The sequence below is a fragment of the Pseudomonas zanjanensis genome (genome assembly GCF_014268745.2).
Lineage (GTDB): Bacteria > Pseudomonadota > Gammaproteobacteria > Pseudomonadales > Pseudomonadaceae > Aquipseudomonas > Aquipseudomonas zanjanensis.
On the sequence record NZ_JABWRB020000001.1, the window covers coordinates 713,452 to 732,027 of the forward strand.

Below are 18,576 nucleotides of genomic sequence, written 5' to 3' on the forward strand. Positions count from 1 at the left end.
CATCCGCAGTGCTTCTAAGCCCCTCTGATCCCATATCAGCCTGTCACCGGTCAACTAACTACGCACCATGCGCATCTGGGGGATAGGTGCGTGGCGGCTCTTGTGATAACATCCGGCGGTTTCCAAGGCCGCCTCGCGAGGTGGTCTTTACTGCGCAGATCCATGGCATAACTCGTTGATTTGTCGTAAGTCGCTGCATGGCACTTGTTCTGCAGCGGCGAGCTTCGTTCGTCCCATCTGGATGTGACGAGGTTTCACCAGAAAAAGGAATCAGGCTTCTCATGGGCGAACTGGCCAAAGAAATCCTCCCGGTCAATATCGAAGACGAGCTGAAACAGTCCTACCTCGACTACGCGATGAGCGTAATCGTCGGGCGGGCGCTGCCGGATGCGCGCGATGGCTTGAAGCCCGTGCACCGGCGCGTGCTGTTCGCGATGAGCGAGCTGGGCAACGACTTCAACAAGCCGTACAAGAAATCCGCCCGTGTCGTCGGCGACGTGATCGGTAAGTATCACCCCCACGGCGACACTGCCGTGTACGACACCATCGTTCGTATGGCGCAGCCATTCTCCCTGCGCTACCTGCTGGTAGACGGCCAGGGCAACTTCGGTTCCGTGGACGGCGACAACGCCGCGGCCATGCGATACACCGAAGTGCGCATGACCAAGCTGGCCCACGAGCTGCTGGCCGACCTGCACAAGGAAACCGTGGACTGGGTGCCGAACTACGACGGCACCGAAATGATCCCGGCGGTCATGCCGACCCGTATCCCGAACCTGCTCGTCAACGGCTCCAGCGGTATCGCCGTGGGCATGGCGACCAACATCCCGCCGCACAACCTCGGTGAAGTCATCGACGGTTGCCTGGCCCTCATCGACAATCCCGAGCTGACCGTCGATGAGCTGATGCAATACATCCCTGGTCCGGACTTCCCGACCGCCGCGATCATCAACGGTCGCGCCGGCATCATCGAAGCCTACCGCACCGGCCGTGGCCGCATTTACATGCGCGCCCGCTCGACTGTCGAGGACATCGACAAGGTCGGTGGTCGCCAGCAGATCGTCATCACCGAACTGCCATACCAGCTGAACAAGGCCCGCCTGATCGAGAAGATCGCCGAGCTGGTGAAAGAGAAGAAGCTCGAAGGCATCACCGAGCTGCGTGACGAGTCCGACAAGGACGGCATGCGCGTCGTGATCGAGCTGCGCCGTGGCGAAGTGCCTGAGGTGATCCTCAACAACCTCTACGCCCAGACCCAGCTGCAAAGCGTGTTCGGCATCAACATCGTTGCGCTGATCGACGGCCGTCCGCGGATCCTGAACCTCAAGGACCTGCTGGAAGCCTTCGTCCGTCACCGCCGCGAAGTGGTCACCCGCCGTACCGTATTCGAGCTGCGCAAGGCGCGTGAGCGTGGCCACATTCTCGAAGGCCAAGCCGTTGCCTTGTCGAACATCGACCCGGTGATCGCCTTGATCAAGGCCTCGCCAACGCCGTCGGAAGCCAAGGAAGCGCTGGTCAGCACGCCTTGGGAATCCTCCGCGGTGGTGGCCATGGTCGAGCGTGCCGGCGCCGATTCCTGCCGTCCGGAAAACCTCGATCCGCAATACGGCCTGCGCGAAGGCAAGTACTTCCTGTCCCCGGAACAGGCGCAAGCCATCCTGGAACTGCGCCTGCACCGCCTGACCGGCCTGGAGCACGAGAAGCTGCTGGCCGAGTACCAGGAGATCCTCAACCAGATCGGCGAGCTGATCCGCATCCTCAACAGCGCCACGCGCCTGATGGAAGTGATCCGCGAAGAACTGGAAGTGATCCGCGCCGAATACGGCGACGTGCGCCGCACCGAGATCCTCGATGCGCGCCTGGACCTGACCCTGGGTGACATGATCCCGGAAGAAGAGCGCGTGGTGACTATTTCCCACGGCGGCTACGCCAAGACCCAGCCGCTGGCCGCCTACCAGGCCCAGCGTCGCGGCGGCAAAGGCAAGTCGGCGACCGGCGTCAAGGACGAGGACTACATCGCTCACCTGCTGGTCGCCAACAGCCACACCACGCTGCTGCTGTTCTCCAGCAAAGGCAAGGTGTACTGGCTCAAGACCTACGAGATCCCGGAAGCCTCCCGTGCCGCACGCGGTCGTCCGCTGGTCAACCTGTTGCCGCTGGACGATGGTGAATACATCACCACCATGCTGCCGGTGGAGGAATACACCGAAGGTCACTACATCTTCATGGCGACCGCCAACGGCACTGTGAAGAAGACCCCGCTGGAATCCTTCAGTCGCCAGCGCAGCGTCGGCCTGATCGCCCTGGAGCTGGACGAAGGCGACGTGCTGATTTCCGCCGCCATCACCGACGGCGAGCGTGAGGTCATGCTGTTCTCCGACGGCGGCAAGGTCACCCGCTTCAAGGAATCCGACGTTCGCGCGATGGGCCGTACCGCCCGCGGTGTCCGTGGTATGCGCCTGCCGGAAGGGCAGAAGCTGATTTCCATGCTGATCCCTGAAGAAGGCAGCCAGATCCTCACCGCTTCGGCCCGTGGTTATGGCAAGCGCACGGCCATCAGCGAGTTCCCCGAGTACAAGCGTGGCGGCCAGGGCGTGATCGCCATGGTCAGCAACGAGCGTAACGGTCGCCTGGTCGGCGCCGTGCAGGTGCTCGACGGCGAGGAGATCATGTTGATTTCCGACCAGGGCACGCTGGTGCGTACGCGGGTCGACGAAGTGTCGAGCCTGGGTCGTAACACCCAGGGCGTGACGCTGATCAAGCTGGCCAGCGACGAAACGCTGGTCGGGCTCGAGCGGGTCCAGGAGCCGTCGGAAGTCGAAGGCGAGGAGCTGGAAGGCGAAGACGGCGTGGCGCTCGACGGCACCCTCGGCGCCGATGTCGACGATGCTGTCGGCGACCAACCGCTCGACGCTGCCGCAGACGAAGAAGAACCGCAGGACTAAGCGGACACACAGGGGGCGGATGAAGATTCGCCCCCTTGTTGTTTGTTCTGTTTGAAAATTTGCGACACTGCACAGTCCCAAGGATGCTGCCCCTCTCTTGAGGCTTGTTTGATTCATTGTGGCGAGGGAGCTTGCTCCCGCTGGGCCGCGCAGCGGCCCCTCCTTTTGTGAGCGCTTCGCACTCAAGCGGGAGCAAGCTCCCTCGCCACGGATTCATCCATGCCTTGAATGAGCGGTAACCCCTGTGGGAGCGGTGCGGATCAAAAGATTTAAGTGACCACCAGATCAGAGCGAGATTGGATGTGAGCAAGAGAGCCTATAACTTCTGTGCCGGCCCGGCGGCGCTTCCTGAAGCGGTCCTGAAACGTGCCCAGGGTGAACTCCTCGACTGGCACGGCAAGGGCCTGTCGGTCATGGAAATGAGCCATCGCAGCGATGAGTTCGTGTCCATTGCCACCAAGGCAGAGCAGGACCTGCGTGATCTGCTGAACATCCCGTCCAACTACAAAGTGCTGTTCCTGCAGGGCGGCGCCAGCCAGCAGTTCGCCCAGATCCCGTTGAACCTGTTGCCGGAAAACGGCAGCGCCGACTATATCGACACCGGCATCTGGTCGCAGAAAGCCATCGAAGAAGCGTCGCGCTACGGTCACGTCAACGTGGCGGCCACCGCCAAGCCCTACGACTATTTCGCCATTCCCGGCCAGAACGAGTGGAAGCTGTCCAAGGACGCGGCCTATGTTCACTACGCGCCGAACGAAACCATTGGCGGCCTGGAATTCAACTGGATCCCGGAAACCGGCGACGTGCCATTGGTGGCCGACATGTCTTCGGATATTCTCTCGCGCCCTGTGGATATCTCCCGTTTCGGCATGATCTACGCCGGTGCCCAGAAGAACATCGGCCCAAGTGGCATCCTGGTCGCCATCATTCGCGAAGACCTGCTGGGGCGCGCCCGTTCCCTGTGCCCGACCATGCTCAACTACAAGGTCGCGGCCGACAACGGCTCGATGTACAACACCCCGCCGACCCTGGCCTGGTACCTGTCCGGCCTGGTGTTCGAATGGCTGAAAGAGCAGGGTGGTGTCGAAGCCATTGGCAAGCTCAACGAAGTGAAGCAGCGCACACTGTATGACTTCATCGATGCCAGCGGCCTCTACAGCAACCCGATCAACAAGACCGATCGCTCATGGATGAACGTGCCGTTCCGCCTGGCCGACGACCGTCTCGACAAGCCGTTCCTGGCCGGTGCCGACGAGCGCGGCCTGCTGAACCTCAAGGGCCACCGTTCGGTCGGTGGCATGCGCGCCTCCATCTACAACGCCGTCGACATCAACGCCGTCAATGCGCTGATCGCCTACATGGCAGAGTTCGAGAAGGAACATGGCTGATGTCTGAGCAAGAACTCAAGGCGCTGCGCCTGCGCATCGACGCCCTGGACGAAAAGGTCCTGGAGCTGATCAGCGAGCGCGCGCGCTGCGCCCAGGAAGTCGCCCGGGTGAAGATGGCCTCCCTGGCTGAAGGCGAAGTGCCGGTGTTCTATCGCCCCGAGCGTGAAGCCCAGGTGCTCAAGCGTGTCATGGAGCGCAACAAGGGGCCGCTGGGCAACGAAGAGATGGCGCGCTTGTTCCGCGAAATCATGTCCTCGTGCCTGGCCCTCGAGCAGCCGCTGAAAGTCGCCTACCTGGGGCCGGAAGGCACGTTCACCCAGGCTGCGGCCATGAAACACTTCGGTCACGCGGTGATCAGCAAGCCGATGGCGGCCATCGATGAAGTGTTCCGTGAAGTCGCCGCCGGCGCGGTGAATTTTGGCGTGGTGCCGGTGGAGAACTCCACCGAAGGTGCGGTCAACCACACGCTGGACAGCTTCCTCGAACACGACATGGTGATCTGCGGCGAAGTCGAGCTGCGCATCCACCATCACCTGCTGGTGGGCGAGAACACCAAGACCGACAGCATCAGCCGGATCTATTCCCACGCTCAGTCGTTGGCCCAGTGCCGCAAGTGGCTGGACGCTCATTACCCGAACGTCGAGCGCGTGGCGGTCTCGAGCAACGCCGAGGCGGCCAAGCGGGTCAAGGGCGAGTGGAACTCGGCGGCGATTGCCGGCGACATGGCGGCCGGCCTCTACGGGCTGACGCGCCTGGCCGAGAAAATCGAGGATCGCCCGGACAACTCCACGCGGTTCCTGATGATCGGTAGCCAGGAAGTGCCGCCGACCGGCGACGACAAGACATCGATCATCGTCTCCATGAGCAACAAGCCGGGCGCGCTCCATGAGTTGCTGGTGCCGTTCCACGACAACGGTATCGACCTGACGCGGATCGAGACCCGTCCGTCGCGTAGCGGTAAATGGACCTACGTGTTCTTCATCGATTTTGTCGGCCATCACCGCGATCCGCTGGTAAAAGGTGTGCTGGAAAAAATCAGTCAGGAAGCAGTGGCACTCAAGGTGCTGGGTTCCTACCCCAAGGCAGTTCTTTAAGGGCGGATAGCAAATGAGTGGCAACTTCCTCGCTCTGGCTCAGCCAGGCGTGCAACAACTCTCGCCTTACGTTCCGGGCAAACCCGTGGACGAACTGGCCCGCGAGCTGGACCTGGATCCGGCCAGCATCGTCAAGTTGGCGAGCAACGAAAACCCGCTGGGCGCGAGCCCCAAGGCGCTGGCGGCAATCCGCGACGAACTGGCCGAGCTGACCCGCTATCCCGATGGCAATGGCTTTGCGTTGAAAAGCCTGCTGGCCGAGCGTTGCGGTGTCGAGCTGAACCAGGTGACCCTGGGCAACGGCTCCAACGACATTCTTGAATTGGTGGCGCGGGCGTATCTGGCGCCAGGTCTCAACGCTGTATTCAGCGAGCACGCGTTCGCGGTCTATCCGATCGCGACCCAGGCCGTCGGCGCGGATGCCCATGTGGTTCCGGCCAAGGAGTGGGGGCACGACCTGCCGGCCATGTTGGCGGCCATCGACGCCAATACCCGCGTGGTCTTCATCGCTAACCCGAACAACCCGACCGGCACCTGGTTCGATGCCCAGGCCCTGGATGACTTCCTCCAGGACGTGCCCGCGCATGTGCTGGTGGTGCTGGACGAGGCCTACATCGAATACGCCGAAGGCAGCGATTTGCCCGATGGCCTGGATTTCCTCGCGGCCTACCCGAACCTGCTGGTATCGCGTACGTTCTCCAAAGCCTACGGCTTGGCTTCGCTGCGGGTCGGCTACGGCCTGTCCACTGCGGTGGTGGCCGATGTGCTGAACCGCGTGCGCCAGCCGTTCAACGTCAACAGCTTCGCCCTGGCCGCCGCCTGTGCCGCGTTGCAGGATGAAGCCTACCTGGCTGAAAGCCGTCGCCTGAACGCGGCCGGCATGGAGCAGTTGGAAGCAGGCCTGCGTGAACTGGGCTTGGGCTGGATTCCCTCGAAAGGCAACTTCATCTGTGTCGACCTGGGGCGCGTCGCCGCGCCGGTGTACCAGGGGCTGTTGCGCGAAGGTGTGATCGTGCGTCCGGTGGCCAATTACGGCATGCCGAACCATCTGCGCATCACCATTGGCCTGCCGGCGGAAAACAGCCGTTTCCTCGAGGCGTTGAGCAAGGTCCTGGTTCGTGGTTGATGTCACTTCACTGCAACCTGCTGTCCCTATGATCGGTCGCCTGGTGGTAGTCGGCCTGGGGTTGATCGGCGGCTCGTTTGCCAAGGGCTTGCGTGAAAGCGGCTTGTGCCGTGAAGTGGTCGGTGTCGACCTGGATCCGCAGTCGCGCAAGCTGGCCGTGGAGCTGGGCGTGGTTGATCGCTGCGAAGATGACTTGGCAATCGCATGCCAAGGCGCGGATGTGATCCAGCTGGCGGTGCCGATCCTGGCCATGGAAAAATTGCTGGCGCGCCTGGCAACCATGAACCTGGGGCAAGCGATCCTGACCGACGTCGGCAGTGCCAAGGGCAACGTGGTGCATGCAGCCACCGAGGCTTTTGGCGGGATGCCGGCGCGTTTCGTGCCCGGTCATCCAATTGCCGGTTCCGAGCAGAGCGGGGTGGAAGCCTCCAACGCCGAACTGTTTCGTCGTCACAAGGTGATCCTCACGCCACTGGACCAGACCGATCCGGCCGCGCTCGCCGTAGTGGACCGTTTGTGGCGCGAATTGGGTGCCGATGTCGAGCACATGCAGGTCGAGCGTCACGATGAAGTGTTGGCGGCCACGAGCCATTTGCCGCACCTGTTGGCGTTCGGCCTGGTGGATTCATTGGCCAAACGCAATGAAAATCTTGAGATCTTCCGTTACGCTGCCGGCGGTTTCCGCGATTTCACGAGAATCGCCGGAAGCGACCCGGTCATGTGGCACGACATCTTCCTCGCCAACCGCGAAGCTGTCTTGCGCACACTCGATACATTTCGCAGCGACCTCGACGCCTTGCGCGACGCGGTCGATGCAGGGGACGGGCACCAATTGCTGGGCGTTTTCACACGCGCCAGGGTGGCCCGCGAGCATTTCAGTAAAATCCTGGCCCGTCGGGCCTATGTGGACGCTATGAACTCCAACGATCTGATTTTCCTGGCACAACCTGGTGGCTCCCTGAGTGGGCGTATTCGTGTACCGGGCGATAAATCGATTTCCCACCGTTCGATCATGCTCGGCTCCCTGGCCGAAGGCGTGACCGAGGTGGAAGGCTTCCTCGAGGGCGAAGACGCCCTGGCGACGCTGCAAGCGTTTCGCGACATGGGCGTGGTCATCGAAGGCCCGCACCACGGTCGCGTGACCATCCATGGTGTCGGCCTGCACGGCCTCAAGCCTGCTCCAGGGCCGATCTACCTGGGCAACTCCGGGACCTCGATGCGCCTGTTGTCCGGCCTGCTGGCCGCCCAGGACTTCGACAGCACCCTGACCGGTGATGCTTCGCTGTCCAAGCGTCCGATGAATCGGGTGGCCAACCCGTTGCGGGAAATGGGCGCAGTCATCGAGACGGCCGCCGAGGGTCGTCCGCCGATGATCATTCGTGGTGGCAACAAGCTCAAGGGCTTGACCTACACCATGCCAATGGCCAGCGCCCAGGTGAAATCCTGCCTGCTGCTGGCGGGTCTCTACGCCGAAGGCAAGACCACCGTCACCGAACCGGCCCCGACCCGCGACCACACCGAGCGCATGCTGCGCGGCTTCGGCTACCCGGTCACGGTCGATGGCGCCACGGCGTCCGTCGAGTCTGGCAGCAAGCTGACTGCGACCCACATCGAAGTGCCGGGCGACATCTCGTCGTCGGCGTTTTTCCTGGTGGCCGCCTCGATCGCCGAAGGCTCCGACCTGGTTCTGGAGCACGTTGGCATCAACCCGACCCGTACCGGCGTGATCGACATCCTGCGCCTGATGGGCGCCGACATCACCTTGGAAAACCAGCGTGAAGTGGGTGGCGAGCCGGTAGCTGACCTGCGCGTACGAGCGGCTAAACTCAAGGGTATCGAGATTCCGGAGGCGCTGGTTCCGCTGGCCATCGACGAGTTCCCGGTGTTGTTCGTGGCGGCCGCCTGTGCAGAAGGGCGCACCGTATTGACGGGTGCCGAGGAGCTGCGGGTCAAGGAATCGGATCGCATCCAGGTGATGGCTGACGGCTTGCTCGCCCTGGGCGTCAAGTGCCAGCCAACCCCGGATGGCATCATTATCGACGGCGGCCAGATTGGCGGCGGCGAAGTCCATGGTCACGGTGATCACCGCATCGCCATGGCCTTCAGTGTTGCGTCTTTGCGCGCCAGTGCGCCGATTCGCATCCATGACTGCGCCAACGTCGCGACGTCGTTCCCGAACTTCCTGGCGCTGTGCGCGCAGGTCGGTATCCGAGTAGCACAAGAGGCACAGTCGTGAACATCAAGGCACCGGTCATCACCATCGATGGCCCAAGCGGTTCGGGCAAGGGCACCGTCGCCGGGATCCTGGCCAGGCAGTTGGGCTGGAACCTGCTCGATTCGGGCGCCTTGTACCGTCTGTTGGCGTTCGCCGCCGCCAACCATGGCGTCGACCTGACCAACGAGGAATTGCTCAAGGCGCTGGCCGCTCATCTGGATGTGCAATTCATCGCGGCGACCGACGGTCAGCTCCAGCGCATTATTCTGGAAGGCGACGAAGTCAGCGACGTCATCCGTACCGAAAGCGTGGGCGCCGGTGCCTCCCAGGTCGCCGCGCTGCCGGCGGTGCGCGAAGCCTTGCTGCAACGCCAGCGTGCATTCCAGGAGCCGCCAGGGCTGGTGGCCGATGGCCGCGACATGGGCACGGTGGTGTTCCCCGACGCGCCGCTGAAGATTTTCCTGACTGCCAGCGCCGAGGAACGGGCGCGCCGCCGATATTTGCAGTTGAAGGGCAAAGGCGAGGATGTTAGTCTGTCGAGTCTGCTAGATGAGATCCGTGCACGCGATGAGCGTGACACCCAGCGCGCAGTAGCCCCGCTAAAGCCGGCGGCCGATGCGATACAGCTGGATTCCACGGAGTTGTCCATCGATCAGGTGTTGCAACGCATCATGAGCGAGATCGCGCTTCGCGATATCGCCGGGTGACAGGAAGCTCCGCAGGGGACCAGTCATAGTCCTGCGGCGCTTCTTTTATATGAAACTAACCCACACCGTCTGGGGTGTGGAGATGGGCGTTTACTTCGCCCTAATCAACAGGAATTAAAATGAGCGAAAGCTTTGCGGAACTCTTTGAAGAAAGCTTGAAAACCCTGAACCTTCAGGCAGGCTCCATCATCACCGGCGTTATCGTTGATATCGATTACCAAGCTCGCTGGGTAACCGTTCACGCTGGTCTGAAGTCTGAAGCGCTGATCCCGCTTGAGCAGTTCTACAACGACGCTGGCGAACTGAACATCAACGTCGGTGACGAAGTTCACGTTGCGCTGGACTCGGTTGAAGATGGCTTTGGTGAAACCAAGCTGTCCCGTGAGAAAGCCAAGCGTGCTGAATGCTGGATCGTTCTGGAAGCGGCCTTCGCAGCTGAGGAAGTGGTCAAGGGCGTTATCAACGGTAAGGTTAAAGGCGGCTTCACTGTCGACGTTAACGGCATCCGTGCGTTCCTGCCAGGTTCCCTGGTTGACGTCCGTCCAGTGCGCGACACCACGCACCTGGAAGGCAAAGAGCTGGAATTCAAGGTCATCAAGCTGGACCAGAAGCGCAACAACGTTGTCGTTTCCCGTCGCAGCGTCCTGGAAGCCGAGAACTCCGCCGAGCGTGAAGCTCTGCTGGAATCGCTGCAGGAAGGCCAGCAGGTCAAGGGTATCGTCAAGAACCTCACCGATTACGGCGCATTCGTCGATCTGGGTGGCGTCGATGGCCTGCTGCACATCACCGACATGGCCTGGAAGCGTATCAAGCATCCTTCGGAAATCGTCAACGTTGGCGACGAGATCGATGTCAAGGTTCTGAAGTACGATCGCGAGCGCAATCGTGTTTCCCTGGGCCTCAAGCAACTGGGTGAAGATCCATGGGTCGCTATCAAAGCCCGTTACCCAGAAGGCACCCGCGTCACCGCTCGTGTTACCAACCTCACCGACTACGGCTGCTTCGCTGAGCTGGAAGAAGGCGTTGAAGGCCTGGTACACGTTTCCGAAATGGACTGGACCAACAAGAACATCCACCCTTCGAAAGTCGTACAAGTCGGCGACGAAGTGGAAGTCATGGTTCTGGACATCGACGAAGAGCGTCGTCGTATCTCCCTCGGCATCAAGCAGTGCAAGTCCAACCCATGGGAAGACTTCTCTGGCCAGTTCAACAAGGGCGATAAAATCTCCGGCACCATCAAGTCGATCACCGATTTCGGTATCTTCATTGGTCTGGACGGCGGCATCGACGGCCTGGTTCACCTGTCCGACATCTCCTGGAACGAAGTGGGCGAAGAAGCCGTACGCCGTTTCAAGAAGGGCGACGAGCTGGACACCGTTATCCTGTCGGTTGACCCAGAGCGCGAGCGTATCTCCCTGGGTATCAAGCAACTGGAAAGCGATCCGTTCTCCGAGTACGTTCAAGAGAACGACAAAGGCGCAATCGTTAAGGGCATCGTGAAAGAAGTTGACGCCAAAGGCGCCATCATCACTCTGGCCGACGATATCGAAGCGACTCTGAAAGCCTCCGAAATCAGCCGTGACCGCGTTGAAGACGCGCGCAACGTTCTGAAAGAAGGCGAAGAAGTAGAAGCCAAGATCATCAGCGTTGACCGCAAGAGCCGCGTAATCCAGCTCTCCATCAAGTCGAAAGACGATGCTGAAGAGAAAGAAGCAATCCAGAGCCTGCGCGAGAAGCCAGCTACTGATGCTCCTGGTCCTACCACTCTGGGCGACCTGCTGCGTGCACAGATGGAAAAACAGAACTAAGTTCTGTCAGACCATGAAAAAGGGCGACTTCGGTCGCCCTTTTTTGTGGGCTCGATTCCTTGTAGGAGCTGCCGAAGGCTGCGATCTTTCTCCAGTCGCGAAACCAACCTCCAAGCCCAGCTGTCTCTTTCTTTAAGCGTATCAGCCATCTATCAAGGTTGGACCACAGATGTCATGGTTCCCCCTGAGCAATGTGGGAGCGAGCCTGCTCGCGATAGCGCCAGATCAGGCACCACCCAGTCGAGCGATAGATATTTAAGGAGATGAATGAACAGACTCATCCTGATCTTCGCAATACTGACATTGGCAGGTTGCACCACAAGTGCCAAGACCCACGCAGTGCGTGGTGTCAGCGGTATTGAAGTCGACTGTTCAGGGTTGGGCTCTGGCTGGGAGAAGTGCCATAAGAGAGCCGCAAGAGAGTGCAAGGGCGCAGGCTACAAGGTCATTACCCGATCCGACGACGCGAAGGATAACGATCAATACCCCTTTGGTTTTAATCCGGCTGGCTATCTGACTCGCACGATGTTGCTCATCTGTCGATAGTTTGAGAAAAACTCCTGGGCCTGCATGGAAAGAAGCGACAAGGGAGCAAAGAAGAATGTCAATACTTGGGCTGTTCAAATCCCTCCGGTCATGCTAAAACCTTTTCAAGCGATTTTCCTAGCTGCTTGAAAAAGAAGGGAAAAATATGACGAAGTCGGAGTTGATCGAACGAATTGTCACCCATCAAGGGCTACTCTCATCCAAGGATGTGGAGCTGGCTATCAAGACCATGCTTGAACAAATGTCCCAGTGCCTGGCTACGGGTGATCGTATTGAAATCCGTGGTTTCGGCAGCTTTTCTCTGCATTACCGCGCCCCGCGGGTAGGTCGCAATCCAAAGACCGGCCAGTCCGTCAGCCTTGATGGAAAATTTGTTCCTCATTTCAAGCCAGGCAAAGAGCTTAGGGATCGGGTGAATGAGGAGGAGGGGGATGAGCTCTGACGGAGCGCTAAGACAAAGGAGTTCTCATGCGGAGCTTTAAACGCCTGGCCCTTGTTGTACTTGCGCTGCTCGTGGCCTCGGCAGTCGTCCTGTTTGTGCTTGAAAACAACCAGTCGGTCGCATTGCTGTTTCTGGGCTGGTCATCACCGCAACTTCCTGTTTCAGTTTGCGTGCTAGTGTCACTTCTCGCTGGTATGATGGTTGGCCCGTTGCTCGCGTGGTTCATGGGGGCGCGTAGGCGATCGAAATAAATGGATGTGTGAGCCCAGGGGTCTTGGTAAGGATCACTGTCTACAATTTTTTCTGACTTTGGGTGCGTTTTGTTCGTATTTAATCTAGCTCAGTGTGCCGCTGTGTCCGACGCGGCTTTGCCCGTCTTGCCTTTTAATGCGTTTGGTGTGTACGCGAACGCGATGCCAAGCGAGGCTTTCCATGCAAAATGATCGTATTGATGCGCGTCGCGATGACGAAATTGATCTGATCGAGCTGGTCCGGGGCCTCTGGGCTCAGAAAGGGTTGATTTTGGGTGTCACTCTTTTGGTTGCTGTTGGCGCGGGTCTTTATGCGTTTCTCAGTAAGCCTGTCTATGAAGCCAAGCTTTTTATCATGCCGCCTACTCAGAATGGTATAGCTGAGCTCAACTATGGCAGGGGTAAAAGTAGCGAGCTCGACATCTACTCCATAGACCACGTCTACGAAGTTTTTGCTCGTAACTTACAAGCAGAATCACTTCGTCAGAGGTTTTTCAACGAGGTTTACCTTCCATCATTGAGCGAATCGCAGCGAGAAGGGGCGCTCGACCAGGTCTACGTGCGTTTTTCACGCGAACTGGTCATCAAGCAGCCCGGTAAGGATTCTCCGGATCGTTATTTAGTCGCTGTGAAAAACGAAGATCCCGTTCGCGCCACAGAGTGGGCCAAAACGTATGTGAAGCTCGCCAGCGAAGCGGCCGAATCTGAGCTTATCAAGAACGTAACGGCAGAAGCGTCGGTTAGGGCACGGAATCTGGAACAGCGGATTATCAGCTTGCGGGAAAACGCCCAGCGCATTCGAGAGGATCGGGTACAGCAGCTACGTGAAGCCTTAAATATCGCCCAGGCAATTGGTCTCACGACACCCAGCGTGAATTCTACGGCTGCGGTTGATATTACGGTCGAAACAGGAAACAAGCTGGATTATCAAAGGGGTAGTAAAGCGTTGTCTGCGGAGGTAGACGCGCTGCAGGCACGCTCTTCCGATGATGCGTTTATTCCTGATTTGCGATCGCTTCAGATGCGATACTATTTTTATAGCAAATTGAACATCGATCCTGAGAGCATCTCAGTCTACCGCCAAGACGGCACAGTAGAGCTGCCGGAGAGTCCCATCAAGCCGAAGAAGATGCTGATCCTGCTCTTGGGTGTGATAGGTGGCGTTTTGCTAGGCTGTTCTGTCGCGTTGCTTCGTATCTTGTTCAGTCGAAGTGACAAGAATCTGGTTTAAGCGTTGTTCATAAGGGGGCTGGACATAGTGTAAGCGCCCCTCAGCGACGGTGCGGGTCGAGTGTTCTGGAGATTGCGCTCGTATATATTCAGTCGGCAGTGACTATTATTCTACAGTGGTAGATTTCAATGCTGCGCTAACTACCAATTTAAAGTGGATATGAAATTGAATAATCAAAACTTTGAAAGTGTAAAACTTGGAATCGTAGGCTTGGGTTACGTGGGGCTGCCTCTTGCCGTGGAGTTTGGCAAGCACTATTCCGTTTTGGGTTTCGATATCAGTGAGCGTAGGATTGAAGAGCTGAGTGGAGGTCGAGATTCGACGCTTGAAGTCAGTGAGCAAGAGCTGGGCGAAGCTAAGAATCTGCAGTTCTCCACCAGTGTGGAGAAACTTAGTAATTGCAATATCTTCATAGTGACCGTTCCAACGCCCATAGATCAGTATAACAATCCGGATTTGACTCCGTTGTTGAAGGCATCTGAGACTATTGGGAGTGTGTTAAAAAAAGGTGACGTAGTAATTTACGAGTCAACCGTGTATCCCGGGGCAACCGAAGAGGATTGCGTCCCAGTTTTAGAGCGTGTATCAGGCCTGAAATTTAATTCGGATTTCTACGTTGGATATAGTCCTGAAAGGATCAATCCAGGCGATAAAGAGCATCGTGTCACCACGATCAAGAAAGTGACGTCGGGCTCCACGCCGGAAGTGGCCACCAAAATTGATAATCTGTATAAAAAAATTATCATTGCTGGAACACATAAAGCCAGCTCAATAAAAGTCGCTGAAGCTGCTAAAGTCATCGAGAATACTCAGCGAGATCTGAACATCGCGCTAATCAATGAGTTGGCGATTATTTTTAATAAGCTGGGCATTGACACGGAGTCTGTCCTGAAAGCCGCAGGAACCAAGTGGAACTTTTTACCGTTTCGTCCAGGTTTGGTGGGCGGTCACTGTATTGGCGTAGATCCTTACTATCTGACGCACAAAGCACAGTCCATCGGGTACCATCCGGAGATTATCCTGGCCGGCCGGCGCCTTAATGACAGCATGGGAGAATACGTCGTTTCCCAACTCGTGAAGGCGATGGTTAAGAAACGCATACACGTGGACGGTGCGCGAGTATTGATAATGGGGCTTACGTTTAAAGAGAACTGCCCGGATTTAAGAAATACGCGAGTTATCGACATCATTAGTGAGTTGGCTGACTATAATATCGTTGTCGACGTTTTTGATCCATGGGCAGCGGCTGAGGAGGCAGAGCATGAGTATGGAATTAAGCTGCTTTCCACGCCCGCCCCAGATTCGTATGACGCAATTGTTCTGGCTGTCGCGCACTCTCAGTTTGCCGATATGGGGCCTCGTCACATTCGCTCATTAGGCAAGGCAAATCACGTGCTTTATGACCTTAAATATCTGCTTGATAATGATGAGTCGGATATCCGACTTTAATTATACGTGTCTATTGTTTTGCAGAATGAATTTGGAGGTCGTATGAGTCGATACAATGAGCTGGTTGCCACTCTCCCGAAGAGCCCGCGTGTATGGCTCATTACTGGTGTTGCGGGGTTTATAGGTTCTAACCTGCTTGAGACGCTATTAAAACTGGATCAGAGCGTCATTGGCCTTGATAACTTTGCTACTGGCCATCAGCGAAATCTCGATGAGGTCAAGGGCGAAGTTTCAGCTGATCAATGGGCTCGTTTCACGTTAAAAGTTGGAGACATCCGCACTCTGGATGATTGCCGAAACGCGTGCGAAGGCGTCGATTATGTACTCCATCAAGCGGCGTTGGGCTCTGTTCCCAGATCATTGGCCGATCCCATTCTTACTAACGCATCTAATATAGACGGCTTTTTGAATATGTTGGTCGCTGCCCGTGATGCGCGGGTAAAAAGCTTCACTTATGCGGCGAGTAGTTCTACTTATGGCGATCATCCAGCTTTGCCAAAAGTCGAAGACGTCATCGGTAAGCCTCTTTCACCCTATGCCGTAACGAAATATGTTAATGAGCTGTATGCCGATGTTTTTTACAAGAGCTATGGTTTCAACACGATCGGCCTGCGTTATTTCAATGTGTTTGGAAAAAGGCAAGACCCGAACGGAGCCTATGCTGCCGTAATACCTAAATGGACCGCTGCGATGATTTTGGATGAGAGCATCAATATCAACGGAGATGGTTCAACAAGCCGAGATTTTTGTTTTATCGAGAACGTTGTTCAGGCCAATCTTCTGGCTGCAACCGAAGAAAAAAGCCATGCTTTGAATAATGTTTACAATGTGGCGGTGAATGCACGAACGAGCCTGGAAGAGCTGTTTTCCATGTTGAAGGCTATGTTGGCAGATTTGGGCGTAAATTATGCAAAGGAGCCTGTATATAAAGACTTCAGGGCTGGAGATGTCCTGCATTCTCAGGCAAGTATCGAAAAGATCAAAAATAATTTGAGCTACGCTCCCGATTATAGTGTCGCTGAGGGCTTGAGAGTGGCAATGCCTTGGTATCTGAAAAACGTATGATGGGCGCTGCTTTGATGTCTCGATTAGAAATGTATCCAGTCATTCTAACTTTGGAAGAGTTGTCTTCAGCAAGTATGGTTTGATGCACTCTGATGATGGGGTTGTGACTGTCAGCTGTAAATTGCACGATTCATTCTTGGTTGATGTAAGAGTGCATGGTCTTCAACTGGATATATTTTTAATTTGACAGTTTATGTGGGGGAGGAATGAGTCGGATACTGCTAATTGTAGTCAATGACCCTCGGTATTTTTTGTCGCACCGATTGCCGATAGCCAAGGCAGCCCAAGGGAAGGGCTATGAAGTGCACGTTGCGAGCATTGCGAGCCCTTTGTCAGGAAAAGTTGTTGAAGAAGGCTTTATTTATCACACGATCAAGTTAGAGCGCGGCGGTACCAACCCATTCCTTGAGTTCTTTGCGATGATATCGTTCGTGAGATTGCTTTGGCGTCTACGGCCGACTCTTTTGCATTTGGTGACGACTAAACCGGTTCTTTATGGGGGGATGGCTGCTCGCCTCGCTCCTGTCGGAGGGGTTGTATCCGCCATCGCTGGCATGGGCTCTGTGTTTATTGGAAGAGACTTGCGGTCGAAAGTTCTGTCGTTTGTTTTGAGACGTATGTATCGATTAGCGCTGGGCACTCACAATCTTCGGGCGATCTTTCAGAACCCTTGCGACCGCGCCCTGGTGATGAAGATGAGCGGCTTGGATGCTGATAAGGCGGTGTTGATTCGTGGTTCGGGGGTCCATCTGGCTTCTTATCCGGTTTTGCCAGAGCCAATCGGCACGATAACCGTTACGTTTGCAGGACGATTCCTTAGGGACAAGGGTGTCCATGAATTTATCAAGGCCGCCCAATTAGTCAAACGTCGTCAGAACGATGTGATCTTTCAACTGGTTGGTGACGTGGATGAAGGCAACCCAACCAGCCTTTCCGGTGCTGAGGTAGAGGCCCTGACAGTCGAAGGGAATGTACGTGTACTCGGTTATCAGAGTGATCTGGCCAAGATATTTTCTCGTTCGCATATTGTAGTCTTGCCCTCTTATCGAGAAGGATTACCAAAAGTCCTGATCGAGGCTGCGGCCTGTGCGCGGCCTGTTGTCACGTCTGACGTTCCCGGCTGCCGTGATGCTATTATAGCGGGAGAAACCGGACTGCTTGTGCCGGTTAAAGACGCCGAAGCATTAGCCATCGCGATTGAGAAGTTGGTTTCGAATGCAGAGTTAAGGCATGACATGGGTCGTGCTGGAAGAAAATGGGCGGAGCGTGAGTTCGCCATTGAGAATGTGGTGAAAGTCCATTTGGATGTCTATCAAACACTTGAGGCTGAATCTTGAACTTGCCAAAGAGCATAGTTATAACCGGCGCAACAGGATTCGTTGGTCGGGCTCTAGTCGAAAAACTGCAAGGTAATTCAGATTATAAGCTGACGTTGTTGGTTCGAAAACAGGTTGACTGTTTTTTATCAGGTGTAGATCAGGTTGTCGTGCCGTCGGAGAAGCCCTTTCAGCGTCCTTTATCTATTAGTAAGGGGGCGACTGTTATTCATTTGGCGGGACGGGCACACATATTAGATGATAAATCCGAAAGTCCTCTGCATGAATTCAGGCTCGTTAATGTTGAAGCTACAATTGACTTGGCGCGTCAAGCAATGGAGGCTGGAGCCAAAAGATTCATTTTCGTTAGCTCTATCGGGGTTAACGGTTCTGTAACATATTCCGTTCCATTTAATGAGGATGCAGCTCCACAACCGCATGCGGACTATGCTGTATCCAAACTAGAAGCTGAATGTGCATTGCGCGCTCTGGTAGAAAAAAGTTCGATGGAGTTGGTGGTTATTCGGCCACCGTTAGTCTATGCAGCGAATGCCCCAGGCAATTACCAACGTTTGATGCGTTTGGTGTCCAAGGGCTTGCCTTTACCCCTCGGTGCTATAAAAAATCTTAGAAGCCTAATTTCGCTGGAAAACCTGGTTGACTTTATTTGTCTTTGCATCGAACACCCAGCAGCGGCTAACGAGCTGTTTCTAGTGTCAGATATCAGGCCGGTGTCTACAAGCGAGATGATAACCGCGCTGGCCCAGGGCATGGGATTGAAACCTCGGCTCATTTCGGTACCTGATTTTTTGCTCCGTACTGGTGCTAGGGTCTTCCGGAAACAATCAATCTACACGCAGCTATGTGGTTCATTAGTTATTGATTCATCGAAGGCTCGTGACCTGCTGGGTTGGACTCCGCCCATCTCGGTGATTGATGCGCTGCATCAGTCAGGACGTAAATATATGATGCAGAAAAAGTTAGATGTTTAAG

15 protein-coding genes are annotated in these 18,576 nt (G+C 56.4%); all 15 read left to right on the plus strand.

Annotated features, from left to right (window positions below):
* The first annotated feature begins 281 nt into the window (after positions 1 to 281).
* The 15 genes from gyrA to HU715_RS03420 all read left to right on the plus strand — a co-directional run bounded on the left by gyrA (position 282) and on the right by HU715_RS03420 (position 18,575).
* On the plus strand, positions 282 to 2,945 hold the full coding sequence (gene gyrA, locus HU715_RS03350; protein ID WP_186704717.1) for a DNA gyrase subunit A: 2,664 nt from the start codon (positions 282 to 284) through the stop codon (positions 2,943 to 2,945).
* Between the two features lie 302 nt (positions 2,946 to 3,247).
* Complete coding sequence (serC, locus tag HU715_RS03355) at positions 3,248 to 4,333, plus strand: 3-phosphoserine/phosphohydroxythreonine transaminase (RefSeq protein ID WP_186704718.1); 1,086 nt, start codon at positions 3,248 to 3,250, stop codon at positions 4,331 to 4,333.
* Entirely contained in the window at positions 4,333 to 5,427 is a 1,095-nt protein-coding gene (gene pheA / locus HU715_RS03360; RefSeq protein ID WP_003199233.1) for a prephenate dehydratase, read from the plus strand. The genes serC and pheA overlap by 1 nt, the downstream gene beginning before the upstream one ends.
* 13 nt (positions 5,428 to 5,440) lie before the next feature.
* On the plus strand, positions 5,441 to 6,553 hold the full coding sequence (hisC, locus tag HU715_RS03365; protein ID WP_186704719.1) for a histidinol-phosphate transaminase: 1,113 nt from the start codon (positions 5,441 to 5,443) through the stop codon (positions 6,551 to 6,553).
* Positions 6,554 to 6,581: 28 nt separating this feature from the next.
* Positions 6,582 to 8,789 carry a bifunctional prephenate dehydrogenase/3-phosphoshikimate 1-carboxyvinyltransferase gene (locus HU715_RS03370; RefSeq protein WP_186704720.1) on the plus strand — a complete coding sequence of 736 codons (2,208 nt, stop codon included), beginning with the start codon at positions 6,582 to 6,584 and terminating at the stop codon, positions 8,787 to 8,789.
* A complete protein-coding gene (cmk, locus tag HU715_RS03375; RefSeq protein WP_003183882.1) occupies positions 8,786 to 9,475 on the plus strand; it encodes a (d)CMP kinase in 690 nt (229 codons plus the stop codon). Before HU715_RS03370 ends, cmk begins: the two co-directional genes overlap by 4 nt.
* Positions 9,476 to 9,594: 119 nt before the next feature.
* On the plus strand, positions 9,595 to 11,283 hold the full coding sequence (rpsA, locus tag HU715_RS03380; protein ID WP_186704721.1) for a 30S ribosomal protein S1: 1,689 nt from the start codon (positions 9,595 to 9,597) through the stop codon (positions 11,281 to 11,283).
* Between the two features lie 267 nt (positions 11,284 to 11,550).
* Entirely contained in the window at positions 11,551 to 11,829 is a 279-nt protein-coding gene (locus HU715_RS03385) for a hypothetical protein (protein ID WP_186704722.1), read from the plus strand.
* A gap of 145 nt (positions 11,830 to 11,974) precedes the next feature.
* The gene (gene ihfB / locus HU715_RS03390) at positions 11,975 to 12,271 is read left to right on the plus strand and encodes an integration host factor subunit beta (protein ID WP_003199243.1); all 297 of its coding nucleotides are present in this window, start codon (positions 11,975 to 11,977) and stop codon (positions 12,269 to 12,271) included.
* 26 nt (positions 12,272 to 12,297) lie between these two features.
* Positions 12,298 to 12,522, plus strand: coding sequence for a LapA family protein (locus HU715_RS03395; RefSeq protein WP_186704723.1), 225 nt, complete (start codon positions 12,298 to 12,300; stop codon positions 12,520 to 12,522).
* Positions 12,523 to 12,703: 181 nt separating this feature from the next.
* Positions 12,704 to 13,753: an LPS O-antigen chain length determinant protein WzzB gene (locus HU715_RS03400; protein ID WP_186704724.1), complete on the plus strand. Its 1,050-nt coding sequence runs from the start codon at positions 12,704 to 12,706 to the stop codon at positions 13,751 to 13,753.
* A 165-nt stretch (positions 13,754 to 13,918) separates the two neighbouring features.
* Positions 13,919 to 15,202 (plus strand): Vi polysaccharide biosynthesis UDP-N-acetylglucosamine C-6 dehydrogenase TviB, encoded by a 1,284-nt coding sequence (gene tviB, locus HU715_RS03405; RefSeq protein ID WP_225917542.1) that lies wholly within the window; start codon positions 13,919 to 13,921, stop codon positions 15,200 to 15,202.
* Positions 15,203 to 15,244: 42 nt separating this feature from the next.
* A complete protein-coding gene (locus HU715_RS03410; protein WP_186704726.1) occupies positions 15,245 to 16,267 on the plus strand; it encodes an NAD-dependent epimerase/dehydratase family protein in 1,023 nt (340 codons plus the stop codon).
* Between the two features lie 206 nt (positions 16,268 to 16,473).
* A complete protein-coding gene (locus HU715_RS03415) occupies positions 16,474 to 17,604 on the plus strand; it encodes a glycosyltransferase family 4 protein (RefSeq protein WP_186704727.1) in 1,131 nt (376 codons plus the stop codon).
* Positions 17,601 to 18,575, plus strand: coding sequence for an NAD-dependent epimerase/dehydratase family protein (locus HU715_RS03420; RefSeq protein ID WP_225917543.1), 975 nt, complete (start codon positions 17,601 to 17,603; stop codon positions 18,573 to 18,575). Before HU715_RS03415 ends, HU715_RS03420 begins: the two co-directional genes overlap by 4 nt.
* The last annotated feature ends 1 nt before the right edge of the window (position 18,576 follow it).